This is a genomic window from Telluria sp. B2, from assembly GCF_051789535.1.
In the GTDB taxonomy this organism is placed as follows: Bacteria; Pseudomonadota; Gammaproteobacteria; order Burkholderiales; family Burkholderiaceae_D; genus Telluria.
On record NZ_CP196525.1, the window covers coordinates 2,701,219 to 2,723,923 of the forward strand.

Consider the following 22,705-nt stretch of genomic DNA (forward strand, 5'->3'; position numbering starts at 1 on the left):
CGCGCGGAGGGCCGCGCCGGGACACATCCACTGTGCCATGGCATGACTTCTGCCTATTACCGCCCCTCGGGGCGGGTGCCCGTGCGCGGCAAATTTATTGTCGCTGCAGCTGCACTGGCAGCGCTGCCAATGGCGGGGCTGCATGCATGGGCGAGCTTTCATGCGGAACTCGGGGTTAGCGTGTTCACCGTGATCGTGGCGAGCAGTTGTCTGGCTTTGCTTGCCAAGGAGGCGGCGGCGCGGGGGAAGATTCGTAATCCGCGCTGGATGGGCGGTGCCGGCATGCCCGGGCGGCGAGTCCTTCGTCACGGTTGCCAATTGGGTAGCGGCTGCGCCGGTTAACGAAGCACAGCGCGGAACCGCGAAGATGCCCGCCATGCCGCCCGAGAAGGTGGGCGTTGTCTACCAGGCCGACGAGCCGGTGGTCGAGTTGTTGCGGGTGTCGGCCGAGGGAACCAGCCAGCTTGTCCGGCGTTGGGAAGAGACTGTACCCGCCCTGGTGCCTGAGGGCGGCCAGGCCGGCGCGAGGCAAGGTGGAGCGAGAACATAGCGGCAGCGCTCAGCCCTTGTACCGGATCGCCTCGATCACCAGCCCCAGCGCCCGCGACGACTGCCTGCGGCTCGGGTAGTACGCGAACAGCCCCGGAAAGCGCGGGCACCAGTCCTCCATCACGCTCACCAATCGTCCCGTGCGCAGGTGGGGTTCGGCCATCTCCAGCGGGATGAAGCCCAGGCCGCAGCCGCTCAGGGCCGCTTGCAGGATGTGCGGCGCCGTGGTGCACACGACCTGGCCGCGCACCCGCACCTCGAGGTCGCGGCCTTCGTGCCGCAGTTCCCAGGCATACAGACCGCCGCTGCTGGCCAGGCGCAGGTTGATGCAGTTGTGCTTCATCAGGTCCTGGGCCGAGGCGGGCGCGGGACGGTGCGCGAAGTAGGAGGGGGCGGCGACGATCGCCATCGGCATCTCCTCGGTCAGGCGCACCGCGATCATGTCCTTGTCGACCTGGTCGCCGTAGCGCACGCCGATGTCGAAGCGCTCGGCGGCGATGTCGACCAGGCGGTAATCGGAACTGAGCTCGACATGCAGGTCGGGGTAGAGCGGCAGCAGGGGCGCCAGGCGCGGCCACAGCAGGCTTTCGATCACGTGGTCGATGGCCGTGATGCGGATGGTGCCGGCCGGCTTGTCGCCCAGGTCGCTCACCGCCGTGATTTCCGCCTCGATCTCTTCCAGTCGGGGACCGACGTTCTGCAGCAGGCGCTCGCCGGCTTCGGTGGGCGAGACGCTGCGCGTGGTGCGGGTCAGCAGGCGCACCCCGAGACGCTCTTCCAGGCCGCGGATGATGTGGCTGAGCGCCGACTGGGTCATGCCCAGCTTGCTGGCGGCGCGCGTGAAGCTGCGTTCGCGCGCGACCGCGAGGAAGACCAGGATGTCGTTGATGTTGTCACGGGCCATGGATGGAATCTCGAAGAATGGGAAGCGGCCGACGCCGTTTGGTACGATAGTTTATGATACAGCGCACCGAATCGATGCGTCGATTCATGAGTCTGGCTCATAAGGGCATGCAATTTCGCCTTCGTTCTGCTTGCCCGTTTGCCAGTACCATCTCCCCCTGTTTCGACCTCGCGCCTGCTTGTCGCCAAGCCCGCGCCAGGTCTGCATAGCAACCATCCAAAGGACTCCACCATGACCGTCAAAGCCTACGGCGCCCACGCCGGCGACCAGCCCCTCGTTTCCCTCGACATCACCCGCCGCGAAGTCGGCGCCCACGACGTGCAGATCGACATCGCCTTCTGCGGCGTCTGCCACTCCGACCTGCACCAGGTACGCGGCGAATGGGCCGGCACCCTGTATCCCTGCGTGCCGGGCCACGAGATCGTCGGCCGCGTCGCCGCGGTCGGCGCCCACGTCAGCCGCCACAAGGTCGGCGACCTGGTCGGCGTCGGCTGCATGGTCGACAGCTGCCAGCATTGCGCCGACTGCGAGGACGGCCTGGAACAGTACTGCGACAGCATGGTCGGCACCTACAACGGCCCGACCGCCGACGCGCCGGGCCACACCCTGGGCGGCTACTCCGAGCAGATCGTGGTGCACGAGCGCTTCGTGCTGCGCGTGAGCCACGCCGAAGACCAGCTGGCCGCCGTGGCGCCGCTGCTGTGCGCCGGCATCACGACCTGGTCGCCGCTGCGCCACTGGAATGCCGGCCCCGGCAAGCGCGTCGGCATCGTCGGCATCGGCGGCCTGGGCCACATGGGCATCAAGCTGGCCCGTGCGCTCGGCGCCCACGTGGTCGCCTTCACCACCTCGGAATCGAAGCGCCAGGATGCGCTCGCCCTCGGCGCGCACGAAGTCGTGGTCTCGCGCGACCCGGGCGCGATGGCCGAGCAGGCCAAGTCGCTCGACCTGATCGTCAACACCGTCGCCGCCCCGCACGACCTGGACGCCTTCCTGACCCTGCTCAAGCGCGACGGCACCATGGTGCTGGTCGGCGCGCCGTCGACGCCGCACCCGTCGCCGCAAGTTTTCAACCTGATCATGAAGCGCCGCGCCCTGGCCGGCTCGATGATCGGCGGCATCCCGGAAACCCAGGAGATGCTCGACTTCTGCGCCGAGCACGGCATCGTCGCCGACATCGAGATGATCCGTGCCGACGACATCAATGCGGCCTATGAGCGCATGCTCAAGGGCGACGTCAAGTACCGCTTCGTGATCGACAGCGCCACCCTGGCCGCGTAATCCAGGAAAGGCAGCACCGTTTCATGGAACTTCGTCTCCCCGCCGAGATCGACAAGGCCGCGACTGCGGCCGCCCCCTCCGCCGGGCAGCGCCCGGCGGCCTGGGGCGCCGTCTTCGCCCTGTCGCTCGGCGCCTTTGCCCTGGTCGCCTCCGAGTTCATGCCGGTCAGCCTGCTGACGCCGGTGGCCGGCGACCTGGGCATCAGCGAAGGGCAGGCCGGCCAGGCGATCTCGGTCTCCGGCGCCTTTGCCCTGCTCACCAGCCTGTTCATGGCGCCGCTCGCCGGACGGCTCGACCGCAAGGTCCTGCTGCTGGCGCTGACGGGGATGATGATCGTATCAAGCACGGTCGCCGCCTTCGCGCCCAACTACACCTTGTTCATGGTCGGCCGCGCCTTCATCGGCGTGGCCATCGGCGGCTTCTGGTCGATGTCGGCGGCCACCGCCATGCGCCTGGTCCCGGTGGAGAAGGTGCCGCGTGCGCTCGCCGTCCTCAACGGCGGCAACGCGCTCGCCACCGTCGTCGCCGCACCCCTGGGCAGCTACCTCGGCGGGGTGATCGGCTGGCGCGGCGCCTTCTTCTGCCTGGTGCCGGTGGCGACGCTCGCCCTGGCCTGGAAGTGGCTGACCTTACCGCCCATGCATGCGGAAGGCGGCCAGGGCGTCGGCGCGGTGTTCCGCCTGCTGCGGCGTCCGGCCATCGCGCTGGGCATGGCCGGCGTCAGCCTGTTCTTCATGGGCCAGTTTGCGCTCTTCACCTACCTGCGCCCTTTCCTCGAGAGCGTGACCCACGCCGGTGTGACGACCCTGTCGCTGCTCCTGCTGCTGGTGGGCGTGGCCGGTTTCGTGGGCACGACCCTGATCGGCGCCTTCCTGAAGACCCAGCTCTACCGCACCCTGACCGTGATCCCGCTGGCGATGGCGGCCATTGGCGTGGGCCTGATGTTCTTCGGGCAGTCGCTTGGCGCGACCGCCGTCCTGCTCTGCCTGTGGGGCCTGGTCGCCACCGCGGCGCCGGTGGGCTGGTGGACCTGGCTGGCGCAAAGCCTGCCGCGCGACGCCGAAGCCGGCGGCGGCCTGATGGTGGCCGTGGTGCAGCTGGCGATCACGGCCGGCGCCACGCTCGGTGGCCTGCTCTTCGACAGCCGCGGCTACGTGGCCACCTTCAGCCTGAGCGCGGCCATCCTCGCCGTCGCCGCGCTGCTGGCGCTGCTGGCCGGGCGCGCCGCGCGCCGGGAGGGGTAAGCAGGCTTTTCTCTCCACTCACCCGAAGGACGTAAAGCTTCCTGGATGCCAGCTCGAGCTGCCCTCCGATGTATGGATAATGCTTCGCCGTAGTATGTGCGCAAACGCAGGTCGATCCCCTACATCCGAGAACAGGAGCTTGCCATGTCCAACAAACGTTCATTCTTCGCCACGCTGGCTGCGATTGCCTGGTCCTTTGTCGGCCTGCGCCGCAAGAAGGATTTCGACGTCGACGCCGACGGCGCTTTCAATCCGGTCTACGTGATTGTCGCCGCGCTGCTCGGGGTGGCTGCTTTCATCGGCTTGCTCAGGCTGGCCGTGCACCTGGCGGTTTCCTGACCCCGGCGGCTGGATCATTACATGAACATGCTGTTAAACGAAACCCTGGTTGCCTGGCTCGATGCGCATGCCGAGGCGCTCGATGCCGAAACAGGCTGCGGCGAAGAGCTGTTGCAGGTGCTGGCGGGAGCAGGCCTCCTGCGTGCCGGCGTGCCCGAAGAATGCGGCGGCACTGGCGGAACGACCAGCTCCGCGATCGCGGTGGTGGCGGAACTGGCCGGGCATTCGCTCGGCGCCGCCTTCGTCTACTGGGCCCAGCGCGCCGTGATCGAATGCCTGCTGGGAAGCCCGAACCGTGATCTGGCAAACGGGCTTCTGCCGCGCCTGATGGACGGCAGGCTTGCCGGTGCGCCGGGACTGTCGAACGCCATGCGCGCTTTGACCGGCTTCGACCGGCTGCAGATTCATCGTACTCCGGAAGGACTTGCCGGTATGGTGCCATGGGCAACCAACCTGCACCGGGAAGGCGTCGTCATCGCGGTGGCGGCCGATCCTGCCGGCGGCAGCCCGGCTGTGTATGCGATTCCGGGCAATGCGCAAGGCCTTGCGATACATCCGAATGCCGACCTGGCCGGCCTGCGCGCAACCCGGACCGGTTCCGTCCGGCTCGACAGGGTGGCGGTTGCCGACCGCTGGCTGGTCGACCAGGATGCCAGAACCTTCCTCCCGCGGCTGCGCCCCGCCTTCATCGCCTTGCAATGCGGGTGGGGGCTCGGCCTGGCGCGCGCCTGCCTGCGCTCGGCGCGCAGCGCGATCGGCGCAGCGCCATCGATCCTGCTGCCTGAGATCGACCAGCTGGAACAGGCGGTCGAAGACTACTGGTCCATGCTGTCGGAGCGCATCGATGGCGACGCCTTCGGCGGGCGCGCCGGCGACCTGTTCGCGGCGCGCCTCGGGATGGTCGACCTGGCGATCAGCGCCAGCGACCTGGAACTGCAGGCGCTCGGGAGCCGGGCCTACTCGCGCACAGCCGGCCAGGCATACGCGCGCCGCCGGCGCGAAGTGGCTTTTCTTCCCATCGTCACGCCGAGCATGGTGCAGTTGAAGACGGAGCTGGCCAGGTTGCGCGCATGAGCGCGCACCGGCAGCGCCGGCAAGCCCGGCGGCTCAGCGCCGGGCTTGCGGCTCGCGCATGCATACATGAACGGTCACGCAAGCCAGCAGCGCCGCGACGGCGGCCGCCAGGAAGGCATGCGCAAAGCCGGCGGCGAATCCGGCGCGGACGAGGACCTCGAGTCCGGGTGGCGCCGCCCCCGCAGCGGTCCCGGCAGCAGCCGCGGCATGCGACAGGTCGCCGGCCACGAGGCGTTCGATCCTCTCCGGCGACGCCTGCAGGCCAAGGCGCTCCACGCCATCGAGCAGCGTGCCGCGCACGCCGCCGGCCAGCAGCGAACCCAGGCCGGCGAAACCCAGCAGGATGCCGCTGAAGCGCGAGGTCGTGCTGATGCCCGACGCCATTCCCGCGCGCTCGGCCGGGACCGCGCCCATGATGGCTTTCTGGGTCTCGCCGTTGAGCAGGCCGCCGCCGGACCCCAGGATCGCCATCCCGAGCGCCGCCAGCAGGGGCGCGTCAAGCAGGTGGGCCGACCACATCATGACCAGGTTGCCGAGCGCAACGATGGCCAGCCCGAGCGCCAGGATCTGGTAACCGGGCATGAAGGCGGCCAGCCGCCGTCCGACCTGGGGCAGGAGCAGCATCGCCAGCGCGAACGGCAGCATGCCCACGCCGGCCTCGAGCGCGGTGGCGCCGTGCGCGTTCTGCAGGTAGAGTGGCAGCAGGGACGCCATCACCTGCGCCGACGCGGCGTAGGCCAGCATGGCGACGACGGCGCCGACGAAGCGCCGGTTCCCGAACAGCGCCAGGTCGAGCATTGGCGCCGCTGTTTGGCGTTCGACCGTGACGAACAGCGCGAACAGGCCGATCCCGGCCAGGAAGCGCAGCAGCACCGGAGCGCTGGTCCAGCCCTGCGCCGGACCGGTGATCAGGGCCCAGGTCAGTGCGAACATCGCCGCCGCGAACAGCACGATGCCGGGGAAGTCGAGCACGCGGCGCTCGGGATTGCGCGAGTCGGGCACCCAGCGAGCAACCGCGAGCGCCAGCGCGGCGCAGACCGGCAGGTTGATGTGGAAGGCCCAGCGCCAGCCCAGCCAGTGGCTGATGATGCCCCCGATCAGCGGCGACAGCACCATCGTGCAACCCATGATCGCGCCCCACACGGCCCAGACCCGGGCCCGCTCGCGCTCGCCGTGGAAGGCGTGTCCGATCACCGCCAGCGAAGGCGCGAGCAGGAAAGCGGCGCCGGCTCCTTGCGCCGCACGCGCCAGGTACAGCGCCCTGGCGGTCGGCGCGGCGCCGCATGCCAGGGAAGCCAGGGCAAAGATCGCCAGGCCGGCCAGCAAGACACGTTTGCGCCCGCTGCGGTCGGCGATGGCGCCGGCGGGCAGCAGCAGGGCCGCAAAGCATAGCAGGTAGGTGCTGACCACCCACTCGATGTCGGCAAAGGAGGCCTGCAGGTCGGTGGCGATGGTCGGCAGCACGATTCCGACCAGGTTGGTGTCGAGCACCGTCACCGCGCAGCCCAGGGAAGCGGTCAGCAGCAGCGGGGTGGTGGAGCGGGGCGCGGCTGTGGAATCGAGGGAAATGTGGCGTGTGTGCATCCGACAGTCTCTTCGTTAATTGACAACTACCATTACACTCGATTCCGGTATTTGTTTCATTAACCATAAAAGCTAAAATAATTCGGTTAGAGCGAATACTGACCAATACTGGCGATCTGGAGGTGGTGCTTGGAACTGCGGCATTTTCGTTATTTCGTGGCGGTGGCCGAAGAGCTGCATTTCGCCCGCGCCGCCGAACGGCTGGGCATCGCGGCGTCCACGCTGACGGTGCAGATCCAGGAGATCGAACGCGCGCTCGACGCCAGGCTGCTCCAGCGCACCAAGCGCAGCGTCAGCCTGACCGCTGCCGGCGAGCTCTTCCTCGACCAGGCGCGCGCCAGTCTGGCGCAGTTCGAGCGCGCGCTCAGCGTCGGGCGGCGGGCGGGGCGGGGCGAACTGGGGCGCGTCGAGCTCGGCTATGTCGGCTCGGCCGCCTTTGCCGGCATCCTGCAGCAGCACATGATGCGTTTTCGTGCAGCCTGGCCCGAGGTCCACGTGCAGACGAGGGAAGTGCGGATGGGGATGTTGCCGGGCCTGGTCGCCGACGGCCAGATCGATATCGGCTTCCTGCGCCTGCCGATGGCGCTGCCGGATGGACTGTGCGCGCAGCTGCTCCAGCGCGACCGCTTCTGCCTGGCGCTGCCCGACGACCACCGGCTGGCCGGGGCGAGCTCGCCGATCGACCCGGGCGCGCTGGCGCAGGACGGTTTCGTCGTGCCCGAGCAGGAGCTGGGGACGCAGGAACTGGGCCGGCGCGGAAGATTCACGCCGCATGTCGTGGCCACGCCGGGCAACCTGCTGGCGGTGCTGACCGAGGTCTCGATGCGGGTGGGCATCGCGGTCGTGCCGGATGTCGTCAGCGCGACCGTCCTGCTTCCCGGCGTCGTCTTCAAGCCGCTGGCGGGCGAGCCGATCACCTCCGAGCTCGCCGCCGTGTTTCGCCGCAACGAGCGCTCGCCCGTGGTGAGGAACCTGATCCGCCAGCTGGCGTCGGCAAGCTAGCGCGCCCGTGCGCCCGGCGCTGCCGCCTGTGCGGCCGCCGGCGCCGGTTCCCACCGCTGCGGCGCCACCACGTGCGAGGTGGCCGGCTCCTGCATGAAGTGCGGCGAGGTCATCTGCACGCCGTTCAGGTTGAAGACGTCGACGATCCGCCCGTGCAGGCGGCTGCGCAGCTCGACATGCTCGCGCGGCGAGGCCGCGCCGCCCTGGGCCACCAGCCGGTATTCGATATAGAAGTCCGACAGCGCCGTCTGCAGCACGAAGGGCGCGGGCTCGGGCAGGATGCCCTCGGTCTCGCGCGCCGCCTGCTGCAGCATGGCGTGCACCTGGCGCCAGGGCGTGTCGTAGCCGATCGCGACCGCCGCCTCCAGCGTGAACGCGGTGTCGCCGCCGGCGCGGGAGAAATTCTTCGTCGTGTTCGACAGCACCAGCGCGTTCGGCAGCGAGACCTCGGCGCCCAGCCCGGTGCGCAGGCGCGTCTCGAACATGCCCAGTTCCACCACCACGCCCTCGGCCTCGCCGATGCGCACGTATTCTCCCTTGCGCAGCGCGCGCGTGTACATCAGGATCAGGCCCGAGGCTCCCTGCGCGACCAGGCTGGAGCCGCCGATCGAGACCATCAGGCCGGCCAGCACGGTCACGCCCTGGAAGGCCGCCGTGTGCGAACCGGGCAGGTAGGGGTAGGCCATGGCCAGGGCGAACAGGACGATGGCGACGTTCACCAGGCGCCGGGTCGGCGGCGCCGTGTCCTGGTCGAGCCAGCCCACTTCGAGTTCGCCGCGTTCGACGCGCTTGAGCACCGAGCCGGCGGTGAGGATGGCCAGGCGCGCCAGCGCCGCGATCACCACCACCACGACAAGGCCCGGCAGGGCGCGGCCGATGCCGCCGGCGACGTCGAAGGCGGTCGCCGCCAGGTAGCCGCGCAACTGCTCGCCCCAGTCGTGGAAGTAGGGGATATGCCCGAGCAGGAAGGTCGCCCACAGGAAGGTGGCAAACAGGCGCGCCGACCAGACCAGCACGCTGGACGCCTGGCGGATGAAGCGCACGACGTGTTCGGCGTCGAGCAGGGCGACATTGCGAAAGCGCACCTGCTCGATGCGGCGGCCGACCGCGCGCTTGGTGTAGGCGCGCACCCGGCGGTGCAGCAGGCCCAGGCCGCGCAGCACCAGCCAGTAGGCCAGCGTCGCCGCCAGGCACCAGGCCCCGGCCACCAGCAGGTAGCGCGGGCTGCCCTGTTCGCGCCGCTCCTGCAGTACCTTGTCGAGGACCTGCGCGGCCTCCTGCGCGGCTTCCTCGGTGGTGTCGCCGGCCAGCATGTTGACGTCGCCCGGGGTCACCAGGAACAGCAGGCGTCCGTCCAGCAGCACCTGGGTGCCTTCGGCGATGGGATGGGTGGCGGTGCGCTGCGGGCCGCCCAGGGCGATGGCCTTGTCCAGGCGCTTGCGCGCGCCCTCGGCCCGGTCCTGGGCGGGAAAGCCGGCCAGGCTGGAGCGGAACACGAAAATGGTGCGGGCGCCGACGCTCAGCTGGGCTGCCGCGGCCGCCGCGGTTGCAGGGGCCGGCTGGACCGGCGCGCCCTGCGCGAAGGCGCCGAGCAGGAGGAGGATCAGGAGAACGAGAAGACGAACCGGGGCAAGCATGCGAATTGCTGATGGGTTTCTAATGGGAAAGCCCGCCATCATGCCATGCATCGCCCCGGCTGTCTGTGGCGTGAACGCCTTTCAGTCCGCATGCGCGATGCGCAGGCCGCCCTTGTTGTCCGGGAGCCAGACCTCGGCGAGGTCGGAACTGACGTCGAAAAAGCCCAGTCCGTGCTTCGCGGCGAGGCCGTACACCGCCTCGTGGGCCTGGTCGATCCTGTCCCAGTCGGAGAAGGAAAGATAGATCAGCGCGCGCCCGATCGTGTAGTCGGTGCCCGTTGCATCCTCCGGCGCCGTGGCCGCCAGTGGCGGGAACACGGCCGCCAGGTCGGCATAGAAGGCCTGCAAGGCGGGCGTGGCGACGGCGGGATCGTCGTAGCCGTGGTCCTCGTCCCACTCGGTCTGTTCGTCGTACCAGTCGAGGAAGGCGGGGCGTTTTTTCGGGGCCGCGTCGGGCGCGAATACCATCAGGTCGTAGCTCATGGATTCAGCGCGGCTGGCGGTCGAGGAGCGCGCCCAGGTTGTCGAGCGAGATCATGTGCGCGTACAGGCGGCTCATGATGCCCTTGCCGATCAGCATGCGCAGGTCGTCGGCCCGCAGGCGCTCGAGCAGCTGCTCTTCGACCCGGTACATGCCGGCCAGGTTGGTGATGGCGCCGTTCTTCGCGATCGCCTGGGCGCCGAAGGGGCGCAGCACGTCGAGTTTCCTGAGCAGGTCGCACATCTGCTGGGTGCGGATCAGGTCGGCTTCGTATTCGAGCACCAGGTGGCGCTGCGATTCCCACCACGGCTGGTTGGTCGTGCCGTCGGCTTCCAGCAGCGGCAGGCCATTCGCAGGGTCCAGCGCTTCGCTGGCCACGCAGACGATGCGCTCGTCCTGCTGCTGGCCGCCGCGGCTGACGGTCGCCATGCAGAAGGGATAGCGGCGCAGGTAGGCCGGCAGGTAGACGCCGTCCTGCCAGCGGCCCTCGGGCGTGACGAACAGGTTTTCGTTGTTCGCCAGGCCCACCAGCGCGACCACGCCGAAGCTCTGGCCGTTGTCGGCGCTGGCGAAGATGATCGGGTAGTGGCGGCTCGCGGGACCGATTTCGGCCATCGTCACCGGAACCGCATTGGTGCGGCGCAGGGCCGGCGGCACCATGCCGGTGGCCGGGCGGATGCGCTGGGTGTTGAGTACGGGTACGACTTCGCCGTAGCCGAAGGGAGGGGTGATCGAAAGCGAATTCATTTCTTGAGGCATATCGTTATCCTGAAAAAACTCCGGCCCCACGCAGGGGCCGGAGAGATCCTCACCTGGAGGAGGATGCGCCAGGTTTATTCTTCGGTGACGCCGTCGCGATTGCGGCGGTCGTTCTCCGAACCTTGCGCAGCGGCCTGGCTGCCGTCGGCAGCGTCGTTGCGCACCATGTTAACACCGTTACCGTCCATGAACAGTTTGCCGGTGATCTGTGTGCCGCGCACCGCCGGACCGCCTTCGCCGCCCAGCGCCGCCGGACGCGCGCCGGTCGACGTGTCCTGCACCACCTTGTTCATGTTCTGCAAGGTGTTGTCGGTGCGGTCCAGGTAACGGTCCACGTTGCTTGGCGGAACGATCAGGGTCGCCACGCGGCCGGTCGGCACGCTCCACGCACTCATCTTCGGATCGTGGTAGATGGTGTTGCCCGTGGTATCGAACACCATCTTCACGTCGCCGAGGTTGAGGCGGCCGTTGCCGGCCACGTGGATTTCGCCGGTGTGCTGCAACTGGCTGGCCCAGCCGTCCATGCCCGGCACGCAGGTGTCGGCCGGCGAACCATTGGTCCATGCTGAACGGTCGAACTCGCCACCGAAGCTGAGTTCGGCGCCCTGGGTCACGAACTTCTTCAGCGTGGACATGACATAGTTCGTGTCCGAAGTCGCATCGAAGTCCTTGTCCGAGTGCACGCCGATGATCCGGCGGGTGTCGAACGAGGACAGCTGCACGTGGCCGTTGCCGCTCGACAGCTTGAACGTCGCGTTGTCGGTCAGCTGGTCCGAGATCAGCTTGACGTCGGCGCGCGCGCCGCTGCCGGCCTGGGCGTCGATGGTGCCGTCGAGTTTGAGCTCGGTCGGCGCCGCCAGCGAGGCCAGCGCGTTGCCGCTGCCGCCCGCCACCACGTTGGCCGTCACATCCTTGGCCGTCACGGCGTTGCCGCGCACCGCGATGGCCGCGTTGCCCGTGCCGCCGGTGACGACCGACTTGACGGTGTCGTTCAGCACGACTTCCGAGTTGCAGCAGTTGCCTGCCTGGATGTCGATCGTCGCGTCGCCGGCATTGCCGAAGCTTGCCGCGCCGATGGTGGCGCCAGCTTCCTGCGTGATCGTGCTGGTGGTCGTGCCAGCTGCGGCGCCCTTGCCGGTCGTCTTCAGCGTGATCGAGGCGCTGCCTGCCGCAATGCCCAGGCCGAGGTTCTCGGCGCCGAGCTTGCCGTTCACGGTCATCGTGTTGCCGGCCTGGGCCAGCAGCGCTGCCGCGCCGCCGCCCTGGGCCTTCACAGTGACCGGACCGAGCTTCGCGTCGCCGGCCTGGGCCAGCAGGGTCGCTTGCGCGCCAGCCGCGTCGCCGCTGCCGGTGTTGCCGACCTCGACCGTGGCGCCGGTCGTATCGAGCGAGCCGGACGCCTGCAGCAGCAGGTTCGCGCCGCTGGCGTGGTCGGCGTTGCCGATGACGGTAGCGTTGCCGTCCAGGCTCAGGTCGCCGTTGCGGGCAACGATGACCGCGCCGGCCGACGCTTCGCCAGCGCTGACGGTGAAGTCGTGCACGCTGCCCGATGCGCCGGAGATTTCCAGGCTCGAGCCGCCCATCATGTCGATGGCGCGCAGCGTGCCGTCGAGCTTGAAGGCAGCGCTGTCGGCGGCATTGTCGCCGGCACCCGCTTCGACCGACAGGCGGGCGGCGCGGCCGACCGCTTCGATCGTGCTGGCCTTGTCCTGGGTGACGCTCGAACCTGCGCCGCCGGTGGTCGTGATGCCGACCAGGGCCGCGCCGGTGTGTGCGCCGTCCACGTCGCCGTTGGCGGTGGCGGCGGCAACGATGTTGCCGTTGATCGCCATCGCGCCATGGCTGGCCAGGTCGACCTGGGCCACGCCGTTGGTCGCGCCGCTCTTGATCACCGAGCCGGCGGCCTGGACCAGCGAACCGTCCAGTGCGCGCAGGTCGATGTTGGCATTGTGCGACGCCAGCGCGCTCAGCTTGCCGTCCAGGGCAAGCTTGCCGTTCGTTGCCGCCAGGTCGATACCCGCATCGGCGCCGGTAGCGGCGAGCTTGCCGTTGACGGCCAGGCCCTGTTCGCCGGTCACGTGCACGCCGGCCGCGCCATTGACCGCTGCCGCGTCCACCGTCGCATTGGCCGCGATGGCGGCGGCGCCGCCGGCAGCCAGGTTCAGCTGTGCGTCGCCCGCTACCGCGGTGGCCGAAAGGGCGCGCGTCACGTCCAGCTTGCCGCTGGCCGAAGCGTCCAGGGCAGCGCTGCCGCCCGTGACGCTGACATTGCCCAGCACGCTGCCGCCATGGTGTGCAAGCAGTTCGGCCGATGCGGCGCCGTCCAGGTTGGTGACCGACAGGTTCGCAGCGCGCGTGTCGAGCGAACCCGAGGCGGCCACCTGCAGGCCGGCGCTGCCGGCGTTGCCGATGACGAGACCGTTACCGTCGAGCGTCAGGTCGCCGTTGCGGGCGGTGATGACGGCATGCGCCGAAGCGTCGCTTGCGGTGACGGTGAAGTCGTGCACGCTGCCCGATGCGCCTGCCACTTCCAGGCTCGAGCCGCCGAAGGCGTCGATCGCACGCAGCGAACCGTCGAGCTTGAAGGCAGCGCTGTCGGCGGCGTTGTCGCCGGCGCCCGCTTCGACCGACAGGCGGGCGGCGCGGCCGACCGCTTCGATCGTGCTGGCCTTGTCCTGGGTGACGCTCGAACCTGCGCCGCCGGTGGTCGTGATGCCGACCAGGGCCGCGCCGGTGTGTGCGCCGTCCACGTCGCCGTTGGCGGTGGCGGCGGCAACGATGTTGCCGTTGATCGCCATCGCGCCATGGCTGGCCAGGTCGACCTGGGCCACGCCGTTGGTCGCGCCGCTCTTGATTACCGAGCCGGCGGCCTGGACCAGCGAACCGTCCAGTGCGCGCAGGTCGATGTTGGCATTGTGCGACGCCAGCGCGCTCAGCTTGCCGTCCAGGGCAAGCTCGCCGCCTGCCGCCGTCAGGCCGATGCCGGCATCGGCGCCGCTGGCCTTTACCTCGCCATCGACGGTGACGCCCCGGTCGCCCTGGACGTCGACGCGCGCCGCACCGTTGAATGCGGAGGCGTCCACGGTCGCGTTGGCGGCGATGCTGGCTGCGTCGCCGGCGCTCAGGCGCACTTCGGCCTGGCCTGCGCCAGCAGTGGCCGAGAGAGCGCCGGTCACGTCCAGCTTGCCGCTGGCCCTTGCATCGACACTGGCCGTGGCGCTGCCGGTAACGCCGAGCTTGCCCAGCACGCCGTCCCGGGCGACCAGTTCAGCCGTCGCGCCGGCGCTACTGCCGCCATTGTGGTTGCTCACGACCAGATCGGCAGCGCTCGTGTCGAGCGTGCCCGCGCTGCTCAGCGCAAGCCGGGCGCCATCGGCGCTGTCGGCGTTGGCGCCGATAGCGCCCTTGCCGTTCAGGCTGACGCTGCCGTCGGCGGCCAGACCGGTGATCGTCACCGATGCCGTGCCGGCGGCCGAACGGGCGCTGAAGTCGCCCACCGTGGCGCTGGCCGCGGTGAGGTCGATCGCGGCGCCACCGAACATGCCTTCGGCCTGGAGCGTGCCGCCCAGCACGAGGTCGGCGGCGGTCGGTGCGTCCGTCGCGCCGTTGCCCGCAGCGGCGACGATCATGCCCTGGTTGCCGCTGGCAAGAACGGTGGTGCCCGCAGCCTGGACGATGTCCGCGTCCTTGCCGCCGGTGGTGACCAGGTAGACGGCGGCGTCGCCGGCCGTCGAGGTGGCGCTCAGGTTCGCCGGCAGGGTCAGGGCGGTGTTTGCCGCGGCGACCAGCGTGGCGCTGCCGCCGAAGGCGCTGGCGCTGGTCTGGCCGATCGTGGCGGCGCCGGTTTCGGCCACCAGGATCGCTTCCGCGCCTGCGCCCGGATTGGCGCCGCTGCTGCTGACCGCGACGGTCGCGCCGCTCGTGTCGAGCGAGCCGCCGGCCTGCATGCGCAGGCTGGCGCCGCCGGCCAGTTCGCCGTTGGCGGCGACGAGGCCGGCGCCGTCCAGCGCCAGGTCGCCCGTGAAGGCGGCGATGGCGGCGCTGGCCTGGCCGTTGGTGGCGCTGACGGTGAAGTCATGCACGCTGCCCGCGGCGCCGCTGACGAGCAGGCCGGCGCCATCGGTATCGCCGGCGGCGCGAATGGTGCCGTCGAGCTCGAAGGCGGCGGTGTTGCCGTTGCTGCGGCCCGGTTCGCCGTTGCCCGCCGCGATCGATACGCGTGCCATGCGGCCGGTCGCCTCGATCGTGCTGGCGCCGTCCTGTGTGATGGCGGCATCGGCGCCGCCAGTGGTGACGAGGTCGATCCGTGCCTCGGCGCCGGCCGCGGCAAAGACCTTGCCGTCGACCGTCATCGCGCCCTGGCTTTCGAGCGCAACCTGGGCTGCGCCTTCGGTCGAGCCGCTGCGCAGCGCCTTGCCCGCAGCTTGGGTGAGCTTGCCGCCCAGTGCGCGTCCGCTGATGCCCGCATTCCGGCTTGCCTGGACCGTCAGGTCCGCGTTCAGGTCGACGTCGCCGCTTGCCGCGGCCACGTCGATGCTCGCATCCCTGCCGCTTGCGTTCAGGTTGCCGTCGACGGTGACGCCCTGGTCGCCCGTGACGTTCACGCTGCCCCAGCCATTGCCCGCCATGGCGTTCACGAGGCTGTCGGCGGCGATGCCGGTGTTGCCGGCCGCACCCACGCTGACCCTGGCGCTGCCGTAGAGCGCGTTGGTGGTGGCCGACAGCGAGCGGGTCACGTCCAGGTCCTTGCCGGCGGACGCGTTCAGGTAAGCCGTGGCGTTGGCGCTCACGTTCATCTCGCCGAGCACGGCGTCGCGGCCAGCGTACAGGTTCGCCGACGCGCCGGCCATCTCGCCGCCGTTGAGGTTGGCAACGGTGAGGGTCGCCGCGCTCGTGTCGAGCGCGCCGGCGCTGCTCACCGTCAGGTAGGCGCCGGTCGAGTCGTCGGCATTGGCGACCACGCGGCCGCTGCCGTCGAGGACGATGCCGGCATCCGGCGCCAGGCCTTCGATCGTGGCCGAGGCCAGGCCGCCGGCCGATTCGGCGCTGAAGTCGTGCACGCTGCCGCCGGCGGCGCTGATGGTGATGCTGGCCGAGCCGAGGGTGCCGCGGGCCTGGACGTCGCCGCCCAGCGCGACAGCGGCAGGGCCACCGTACTTCTGGCTGCCGGCGCTGATGCTGACCGCGCCGCGGTTGCCGTGCGCGGCGATGGTGACGCCGGCGTCCTCGGTGATGGTGGCCGATGCGTCGCCGGAGGTGCTCAGGTCGACGACCGCTTCGCCGCCGCGGGCCGTGGCGCGCAGGTCGGCAGGCACGCTCAGGCCCTGGCCCGCCGATGCCGACAGGTAGGCCGAGCCGCCTTCGGCGTTGACCGTGGTCTGGCCGAGCTTGAGGCTGCCCCCGTCGGCGCGCAGGTTGACGCGGGCATTGGCCGACGCGCCGCTGCCGGTGTTGGCGACCGTGACGGTAGCGCCATTGGTGTCGAGCGAACCGCTGGCCTGCGCATGCAGGTTCGCGCCGAACGTGTTGTCGGCCTGGCCGGTGATCCCGACCGTGCCGTCGAGGGCCAGGTCGCCGTTCAGGGCGCTGACCACGGCGATCGCAGGCGCCCCGGTGGCGCTGAGCTGCAGGTCATGCACGGTGCCGGTGGCGCCGGCGATCTCCACGCTGGCGCCGCCGTTGGCGCCGGCGGCGCGCACGCTGCCGGCGAATTCGAACGCGGCGGCCTGGGCGATGTCGTCGGCCGGACGGCTGGCGCCGGCACGCAGGATCACGTTGGCGCTGTCGCCTGCGGCCTCGATGACGGCGTCCTTGTCCTGCGTGATGGAGGCGCCGGCGCCGCCGGTGGTGGCGACGTCGATCAGCGCCATGCCGCCCGGCTGGCCCATCGGGTCGCCGGCGATGGCGTGGATGCCGCCGTCGAGCGCCATCGCGCCGCTGCTGTTGATCTGTACCAGGGCCAGGCCGCCGTTGGCGCCGGCGCGGATGGCCGTATCGGCTGCCTGGGCCAGGGCGCCGTCGGGCACGCGCACGCCGACGATGGCCTGGCGGCCGCCGAGGGCGCTGAGGTTGGCATTCAGGGCGATGTCGCCGGCGCCCGCGTCCAGGTTGATGCCGGCGAGGTCGCCTGCGACGGCGCTCAGGTCGGCGTCGAGGTCGATGCCGCCGCTGCGGGCCAGCAGGTCGATGTTGGCCTGGCCGCCGATGCCGCTGGCGGTGGCGTTGAGCTGGCCTTCGACGGCCAGGTGCTGGTCGCCCGCGATGCTGACGTGGGCGAAGCCCTGCTGGTTGCCGGCCGTGGCGTTCACGGTGGCGCCCGCGGCGACCGTGGCGGTGCCGGTGGCGGTCAGGACCGCCTCGGCGCGGCCCACGGCGCCGCTGGCGTTGACCGACAGCGTGCTGCCGGCGTCCAGGTCGGCGCCGGCTTCGGCGTTCAGGGTGGCGCTGGCGCCGCTGACGGACACGTTGCCCAGGACGTTGTCGCCGCCGGTGGCGTTCAGGGTGGCCTGTGCGCCGCCCTGGTAGTGGTTGTTGATGACCGAGATGTCGGCCGCGCTGCTGTCGAGCTTGCCAGCACCGGCCGCCCAGAACGAGGCGCCGCCGTAGCTGTCGCTGTTGGCCGTGGCGCGGCCACTGCCGTCGAGCACGAGCTTGCCCTCCGCGGCCGTGGCGCCGATCATGACCGATGCGCTGCTGCCGTTGGAATCGGCGCTGACGTCGTGGACCGTGCCGCCGGCGCCATTGATGGTGACGCTGGCGCTGCCCGCGTTGCCGCGTGCCTCGACCGTGCCGGCCAGCGCGAGTGCGGCGCCGCTGGCGGCGTCCGGCCAGGCCTGGCCGGCATTGATCCGGACGCTGGCCATGTTGCCGCTGGCGCGGATGCTGGTGTCGGCAGCCTGGGTGATGGCCGCCGCGCTGCCGCCGCTGGTGCCCAGGTTGGCCTGTGCATTGCCGCCCATCGCGACGGCCGTGACGTCGCCGTTCAGGGTCAAGCCCTTCTCGGCGTTCAGGGTCGCGTCGGCCGCGCCGCCCATGCCGTTGGCGCTCGCAGTGAGGCTGGCGCCGGTATCGAGCAGCAGCTCGCCGCCGATGCTCGCCAGGCTGGCCTGCGCCACGCCGGCGGGACCGGACTGGGTGGCCGCGAGCGAGTCGTGCGCCGTCAGGTCGCCGCTGGCGATCACGTTCAGGGTGGCGTCGCGGTAGCCGCTGGCCAGGCCGCTGCCGGCCAGGTCGAGCGCGCCATTGGACGCGTTGATGTGGGCGGACGCCGTTCCGGCGCTCGAGACGGCGCTGAAGTCCTGGACCGTACCCGATTTGCCCGAGACGTCGACCGAAGCCAGGTCCGAGGTGCCGCGTGCCTGCAGCGTGCCCTGCAGGTCGAAGGCGGCGTCGCCGTTGCCGGCGCGTACGCCGACGTTGCCTGCGGCGCCGCTGGCCAGGATGAGCGTGCCGGCGTCCTGCTGGATCTGCGCGTCGGCGCCGGTGCTGTTGACGTTCACGCCGGCCGCGCCGCCCTGGGCGGACGCCGTGAGGTTGCCGCCGAGCTCGACGCCGGTCGCGCCCGTCAGGCGCACGTTGGCCGTGCCGCGGTAGCCGCCACTGGTGGCCGCTGCCGAGCCGGAACCGTCGGCAACCGTGAGCTTGCCGTCCGTGCCGAGGTTGATGTCGGCGCTGCCCGCATTGGCGTTGGCAGCCAGTGCGCCGCCGGCCAGCAGGTCGCCGGTCGCGCTGGCGAAGACGGTGGCGGTGTTGTAGGCGCCGACGCTGATGGCGCCAAGCGCGGCGTCGCCGTTGTCTGCGCTGAGCGCAGCGCGCGCGCCGGCGTTGGCGCTCCAGCTGTCGTTGCGCACCGCGATCTTCGCGGCGCCGGCGTCGAGCGTGCCGGCGGCGTTGATGGCCAGCGATCCGCCGAGGGCGTCGTTGGCGTTGCCGGCGATGGTGCCGGTGCCGTCGACGACCAGCGTGCCGGCGGCATCGAAGGTGTTGACGGTGACGGTGGCGATGTTGCCGGTGGAGCTGGCGCCGAAGTCGTGGACGGTGCCGGAAGCGGCGTCGATCGTCACGCTGGCCGCGCCGGTGCTGCCCTGGGCCGCGACGCTGCCCTGGAGGGACGCGACGGCCGCGTTGGCGGCGTTCGGCGAGATGGCGCCGGCGTCGATGTCGACGGTGGCCGTGCTGCCCGCCGCCAGGATGCGGGTGCCGGCATCCTGGGTGATGGCGGCCTGCGCGCCGCCGGTGGTGGTCAGGACGACGTTCGCCGCGCCGTTGCGGTTGGCGACGATGGCCTCGACGTTGCTGCCGAGGTCCATGGCGCTGTCCGCGCTGAGCGTGGTGCTGGCCGAGTAGGTCGGCACCGACAGGTAGCGCGAATAGCTGTTCGAGACGAAGGTGTTGCCGGAGGCGGTGGCGCCCACGGTCTTGCCGTCGGCGGTGTCCAGGCGCTTGCCGGCGCCGCTGGCGGCCACGTTGACGGTCGCGGTCTTGTAGCCGCTGGCCTTGACGTCGCCGCCCAGGTCGATGTCGCCGTCCGTGCTTTGCACGTCGATCGAGGCGCTGCCGCCGTCGACCGTGTAGTCGTAGCCGTAGTTGTAGTAGCCCGACACGGTGTTGAGCCGCTGGTGGGTCGACGAGGCCAGGATGTCGCCGGCCTTGATGTCGGTGCCGGCCTTGAAGGCGATGGCGGCCACGCCGGCGCTATCGGGTCCGGTGACGGTGGCGCTCGATGCGCCGTCGACCGTCAGGCTGTCGGTGGCGGCGACGTCCAGGTAGGCCGAGCGGCCGCCCGAGACGGCGATGCTCTCCAGGTGCACCTCGCCGTTGTCGCTGCGGATGCTGGCGCGGCCATCGTGGCCGTTGTAGGCGTTGGTGACGACAGCCGGGGCGTCCGCCATGTCGACGTCGCCGTCGTAGTTGCGCACGGTCAGGCTGACGTCGGCGCTCTTCGCGCCGATCACGTTGACACCGCTGTCGATGGTGATCAGGCCATTGCCGGTGGCGCCGCCGGCGCTGCCGGCGGTGACGCTCATGGTGGCGCCGGCCAGCGAGTTGGAAGCGGCATTGAGCAGCGGGTGCTCGGCGACGACATCGTAGCTGGTGCCGCCGTTCAGGTTGACCGAGGCATTGTCGCCGGCCGCGATGTTGGCGCGCGCGGTCGAGGTCGATGCGGTGTAGTTGGTCGAGAAGCTGTCGTAGTAGTCGGTCTCGGCCTTGTACGAGGTGAATTTGTCGCCGGTGTTGTTCAAGCCGTCGGCCGTGTCCTGGTGGCCCCAGAAGGCGTCGGTGAAGGAGCCGCTGCCGGTATTGGAGCGGTTGGTCGAACGCACTTCCATGCCGTTCATGCTGACCGAACCGGTGGCCTTCACGTCCAGGGCTGCGCTCATGCCTTTCACGCCCGAATACTGCATGCCGGTCGTGGTCCAGCCGCCGGACGAGTCGGTGTAGGTGGAGATGTTCGGGCTGTAGGTCGAGGTGGCGCCGTTGATGACGGTATACGGGCCGAACTGCCAGATGTAGCGGTCGCCGCCGGCGCCCTTGACCGAACCCTTCAGGTTGTTGTAGGTGTTGACGGTCCGGTGCTCGGTCGAGCGGCCCTCGCGGTCGTAGGTATAGGTGAGGACGGTCTGGCTGCCGCTGGTGTAGTTGAAGTTGTTCACCATGTTGCGCCAGGATTCGGTTTCCGAATAGGCGGCAACGGCGTAGCCGTCGGCCTTGACGCGGGTTGCGCCCGTGATCGACACGTCGCCGCCGGCATTGATGCTGCCGGAGGCTTCGGTGCCGGTCGGGCGCCAGAAGTTGTGCCGGGTCGCGTTCGCGGTCTGCCAGTAGCCGCCCACGCTGGTGTCGAACACGGTGTTCTTGTCGGTGGCAAGGACGTTGACTTTGGCGGCGCTGACCGAGCCCTTGGCCTGGATGTCGAGCAGGGCGACGATCGGGTGGTCGGCCTGGCTGACCAGTGTCCACGGCTGCTGGCCGTAGTAGCTCGGGGCGGCATTGCCGGCCGTGGTCCAGTTGTAGTTGTAGTAGCCCAGGCCGGTGGCGTTCGAATTGACGGCGCCGCCGACGCTGACGCTGCCGTTGTCCGCGCGCAGCGACACCGAGGTGGTGAGCGCGCCGGCCGAGGTGTTGGTGATGTCCAGGTTGACGTCGCCGTCGACGGCGAGGTCGCCGCCATGGGCGCGCGCCGCGATGCCGAAGCTGGTATCGGACTGGGTGCCGATGGTCCTGGCGACGCTCAGGCCAGCGGCGCGGATGCTGCCCGACTCGAGGTCGATGCGGGTGCCGGCTTCCAGTTGGCCGACGTCGATGGCGCCGCTGACGATGTCTTCGCCGTAGCCGGTGGACATGGCGATGCCGCCGTCGACCTTGATCTTGTTGCCGCGGTTGGCGAAGCTGATGGTCGGGTTGCCGCTGCCGGAAGCGCGCAGGCTGAGCGAACCGCCGGCGCCGCCGTTGGAGCCGTCGAGCACGCCGTCGCTCAGGCTGGAAACGGTGATGCTGGCGTCCTGGCCGATCGCGGTCAGGTTGACGTTACCCGTGCGCAGCTGGGCTTCCAGGTTCTGTTCGTAGATGGTGCTCTGGTCTTCGGCGTTGGCGCCGGCGCCGTCGGCGATGGTGATCGCGGTCGGGTCCAGGGTCAGGGTGCCGAGCTCGCCGTTCGGCGCGCGCAGGTCGACCAGGCTGCGGTTCAGGACCTTGTTGCCCGACAGTTCGACCTGGCCGCCGTCGCCGCCTTCGGCGCCGCCGCGCGCGGTGATCTGTGCGCCTTCCTTGTAGCGGTTGGTGCCGTCGGCCCAGGTCATGACCGAGCCGGCGTCCGAGGTGCCGCTATCGGCGCCGCTGACGTCGATACTGCTGCCGGCTTCATGGGCGATGTCGCCGCTCGCGCGGATCTCCACGTGGCCGCCGTTGGCGCCGGCCTGGGCGCTGGCGTCGATGCCGCCGCTGTTGGCGACACTGCCGCCGCTGCCTTCGAGGTAGATGGCGCCGTCGCGCTCGACCGTGCTGCGGGCCTGGATCAGGCCCGAGTTGTTGACCACGGTGGCGGCGAGGTCCTGCGCCACCTCGGCGGTCATGATGACGCGGCCGCCGTTGGCCAGGATCTGGCCGCTGTTCTCGACGCCGGCCAGGTGGGCGACGGTGGCCTTGTCGACCTGGTAGTTGATCAGGCTGCTGCCGGCCATCTGCAGGGTCAGGGCGTCGCCCGAAGCCAGCAGGACAGTGCCCAGCTGGGCCGAGACCAGGCCCTGGTTGGCGACGTAGTCGCCGGCCAGCACGACGTAGCCGCCGCCGGCGTTGAGCGTACCCTGGTTGACGACGGTGGCGCGCTCGGGCGCGTTGGCGCCGCGCGCGAAGCGGTAGTCGCCGCGCATGAAGTCCTCGTCCTTGATGTCGAGGGTGGTGGCGACGATGCCGGCGACGTCGACCACGGCGCTGTGGCCGAAGAAGATGCCGTTCTGGTTGACCAGGAAGATCTGGCCGTTGGCGCTCAGGTGGCCGAGGATGGCCGAGGGGTCGGAACCGACCACGCGGTTCAGCGCGACCGAGTTGCTGTCGCGCTGGATGAACTGCACGTGGCCGCCCTGGCCGATCGAGAACGATTGCCAGTTGAGGACGGCCTTGTCCGAGCTTTGCTCGATGACGGTGTGGCTGCCGTCGGGGTTGGTGATGGTCGCGGCGCCGGCGACGACCTTGCCGCCGGTCGGCATCTGGGCCAGCGCCAGGGCCGGCATGGCGCCCAGCGCCAGCGCCAGCGCGCTCGGACGCTGCGCCCAGCTCATGATCGAGCGGACCAGGGGTTTTAGTTGCGGCAGGGCTGGCGACGACGTTTCGGTATGTTTGCTCATGGTTTGCT

Annotated in this window: 12 protein-coding genes; 6 read left to right on the forward strand and 6 right to left on the reverse strand. The window is 70.2% G+C overall.

Annotated features, from left to right (window positions below; genetic code table 11):
• The first annotated feature begins 42 nt into the window (after positions 1–42).
• On the forward strand, positions 43–342 hold the full coding sequence (locus tag ACSUZJ_RS12040; RefSeq protein ID WP_499416392.1) for a hypothetical protein: 300 nt from the start codon (positions 43–45) through the stop codon (positions 340–342).
• Between the two features lie 217 nt (positions 343–559).
• Here ACSUZJ_RS12040 and ACSUZJ_RS12045 read toward each other — a convergent pair whose 3' ends face one another.
• Positions 560–1,453, reverse strand: coding sequence for a LysR family transcriptional regulator (locus ACSUZJ_RS12045; RefSeq protein WP_499416394.1), 894 nt, complete (start codon positions 1,451–1,453; stop codon positions 560–562).
• 231 nt (positions 1,454–1,684) lie between these two features.
• Here ACSUZJ_RS12045 and ACSUZJ_RS12050 point away from each other — a divergent pair, with 231 nt between their 5' ends.
• From ACSUZJ_RS12050 to ACSUZJ_RS12065, 4 genes are all read left to right on the forward strand, one after another.
• On the forward strand, positions 1,685–2,734 hold the full coding sequence (locus tag ACSUZJ_RS12050) for an NAD(P)-dependent alcohol dehydrogenase (protein ID WP_499416396.1): 1,050 nt from the start codon (positions 1,685–1,687) through the stop codon (positions 2,732–2,734).
• Between the two features lie 23 nt (positions 2,735–2,757).
• Positions 2,758–3,978, forward strand: coding sequence for an MFS transporter (locus ACSUZJ_RS12055; RefSeq protein ID WP_499416398.1), 1,221 nt, complete (start codon positions 2,758–2,760; stop codon positions 3,976–3,978).
• 144 nt (positions 3,979–4,122) lie between these two features.
• Positions 4,123–4,317, forward strand: coding sequence for a DUF2970 domain-containing protein (locus tag ACSUZJ_RS12060; protein WP_499416400.1), 195 nt, complete (start codon positions 4,123–4,125; stop codon positions 4,315–4,317).
• A gap of 21 nt (positions 4,318–4,338) precedes the next feature.
• Positions 4,339–5,391: an acyl-CoA dehydrogenase family protein gene (locus tag ACSUZJ_RS12065; RefSeq protein ID WP_499416402.1), complete on the forward strand. Its 1,053-nt coding sequence runs from the start codon at positions 4,339–4,341 to the stop codon at positions 5,389–5,391.
• Positions 5,392–5,424: 33 nt separating this feature from the next.
• Here the strand turns inward: ACSUZJ_RS12065 and ACSUZJ_RS12070 are convergent, their stop codons facing one another.
• On the reverse strand, positions 5,425–6,975 hold the full coding sequence (locus ACSUZJ_RS12070) for an MFS transporter (protein WP_499416404.1): 1,551 nt from the start codon (positions 6,973–6,975) through the stop codon (positions 5,425–5,427).
• Between the two features lie 129 nt (positions 6,976–7,104).
• Between ACSUZJ_RS12070 and ACSUZJ_RS12075 the strand changes: the two genes are divergently transcribed.
• Positions 7,105–7,977: a LysR substrate-binding domain-containing protein gene (locus ACSUZJ_RS12075; protein WP_499416406.1), complete on the forward strand. Its 873-nt coding sequence runs from the start codon at positions 7,105–7,107 to the stop codon at positions 7,975–7,977.
• Here ACSUZJ_RS12075 and ACSUZJ_RS12080 read toward each other — a convergent pair.
• The 4 genes from ACSUZJ_RS12080 to ACSUZJ_RS12095 form a co-directional block, all read right to left on the reverse strand.
• Positions 7,974–9,614: a mechanosensitive ion channel family protein gene (locus ACSUZJ_RS12080; RefSeq protein ID WP_499416408.1), complete on the reverse strand. Its 1,641-nt coding sequence runs from the start codon at positions 9,612–9,614 to the stop codon at positions 7,974–7,976. The genes ACSUZJ_RS12075 and ACSUZJ_RS12080 overlap by 4 nt on opposite strands.
• Before the next feature lie 81 nt (positions 9,615–9,695).
• Positions 9,696–10,097 carry a hypothetical protein gene (locus ACSUZJ_RS12085; RefSeq protein WP_499416410.1) on the reverse strand — a complete coding sequence of 134 codons (402 nt, stop codon included), beginning with the start codon at positions 10,095–10,097 and terminating at the stop codon, positions 9,696–9,698.
• A 4-nt stretch (positions 10,098–10,101) separates the two neighbouring features.
• Positions 10,102–10,842 (reverse strand): SapC family protein, encoded by a 741-nt coding sequence (locus tag ACSUZJ_RS12090; protein WP_499416412.1) that lies wholly within the window; start codon positions 10,840–10,842, stop codon positions 10,102–10,104.
• 86 nt (positions 10,843–10,928) lie between these two features.
• The gene (locus tag ACSUZJ_RS12095; protein ID WP_499416414.1) at positions 10,929–22,697 is read right to left on the reverse strand and encodes a two-partner secretion domain-containing protein; all 11,769 of its coding nucleotides are present in this window, start codon (positions 22,695–22,697) and stop codon (positions 10,929–10,931) included.
• Positions 22,698–22,705: the final 8 nt, after the last annotated feature.

Coding starts and splice junctions, on each gene's coding strand:
- ACSUZJ_RS12060 (WP_499416400.1), top strand. CDS start 4,123: ATGTCCAACAAACGTTCATTCTTCGCCACGCTGGCTGCGATTGCCTGG.
- ACSUZJ_RS12065 (WP_499416402.1), top strand. CDS start 4,339: ATGAACATGCTGTTAAACGAAACCCTGGTTGCCTGGCTCGATGCGCAT.
- ACSUZJ_RS12095 (WP_499416414.1), bottom strand. CDS start 22,697: ATGAGCAAACATACCGAAACGTCGTCGCCAGCCCTGCCGCAACTAAAA.
- ACSUZJ_RS12070 (WP_499416404.1), bottom strand. CDS start 6,975: ATGCACACACGCCACATTTCCCTCGATTCCACAGCCGCGCCCCGCTCC.
- ACSUZJ_RS12050 (WP_499416396.1), top strand. CDS start 1,685: ATGACCGTCAAAGCCTACGGCGCCCACGCCGGCGACCAGCCCCTCGTT.
- ACSUZJ_RS12040 (WP_499416392.1), top strand. CDS start 43: ATGACTTCTGCCTATTACCGCCCCTCGGGGCGGGTGCCCGTGCGCGGC.
- ACSUZJ_RS12085 (WP_499416410.1), bottom strand. CDS start 10,097: ATGAGCTACGACCTGATGGTATTCGCGCCCGACGCGGCCCCGAAAAAA.
- ACSUZJ_RS12090 (WP_499416412.1), bottom strand. CDS start 10,842: ATGAATTCGCTTTCGATCACCCCTCCCTTCGGCTACGGCGAAGTCGTA.
- ACSUZJ_RS12055 (WP_499416398.1), top strand. CDS start 2,758: ATGGAACTTCGTCTCCCCGCCGAGATCGACAAGGCCGCGACTGCGGCC.
- ACSUZJ_RS12080 (WP_499416408.1), bottom strand. CDS start 9,614: ATGCTTGCCCCGGTTCGTCTTCTCGTTCTCCTGATCCTCCTCCTGCTC.
- ACSUZJ_RS12045 (WP_499416394.1), bottom strand. CDS start 1,453: ATGGCCCGTGACAACATCAACGACATCCTGGTCTTCCTCGCGGTCGCG.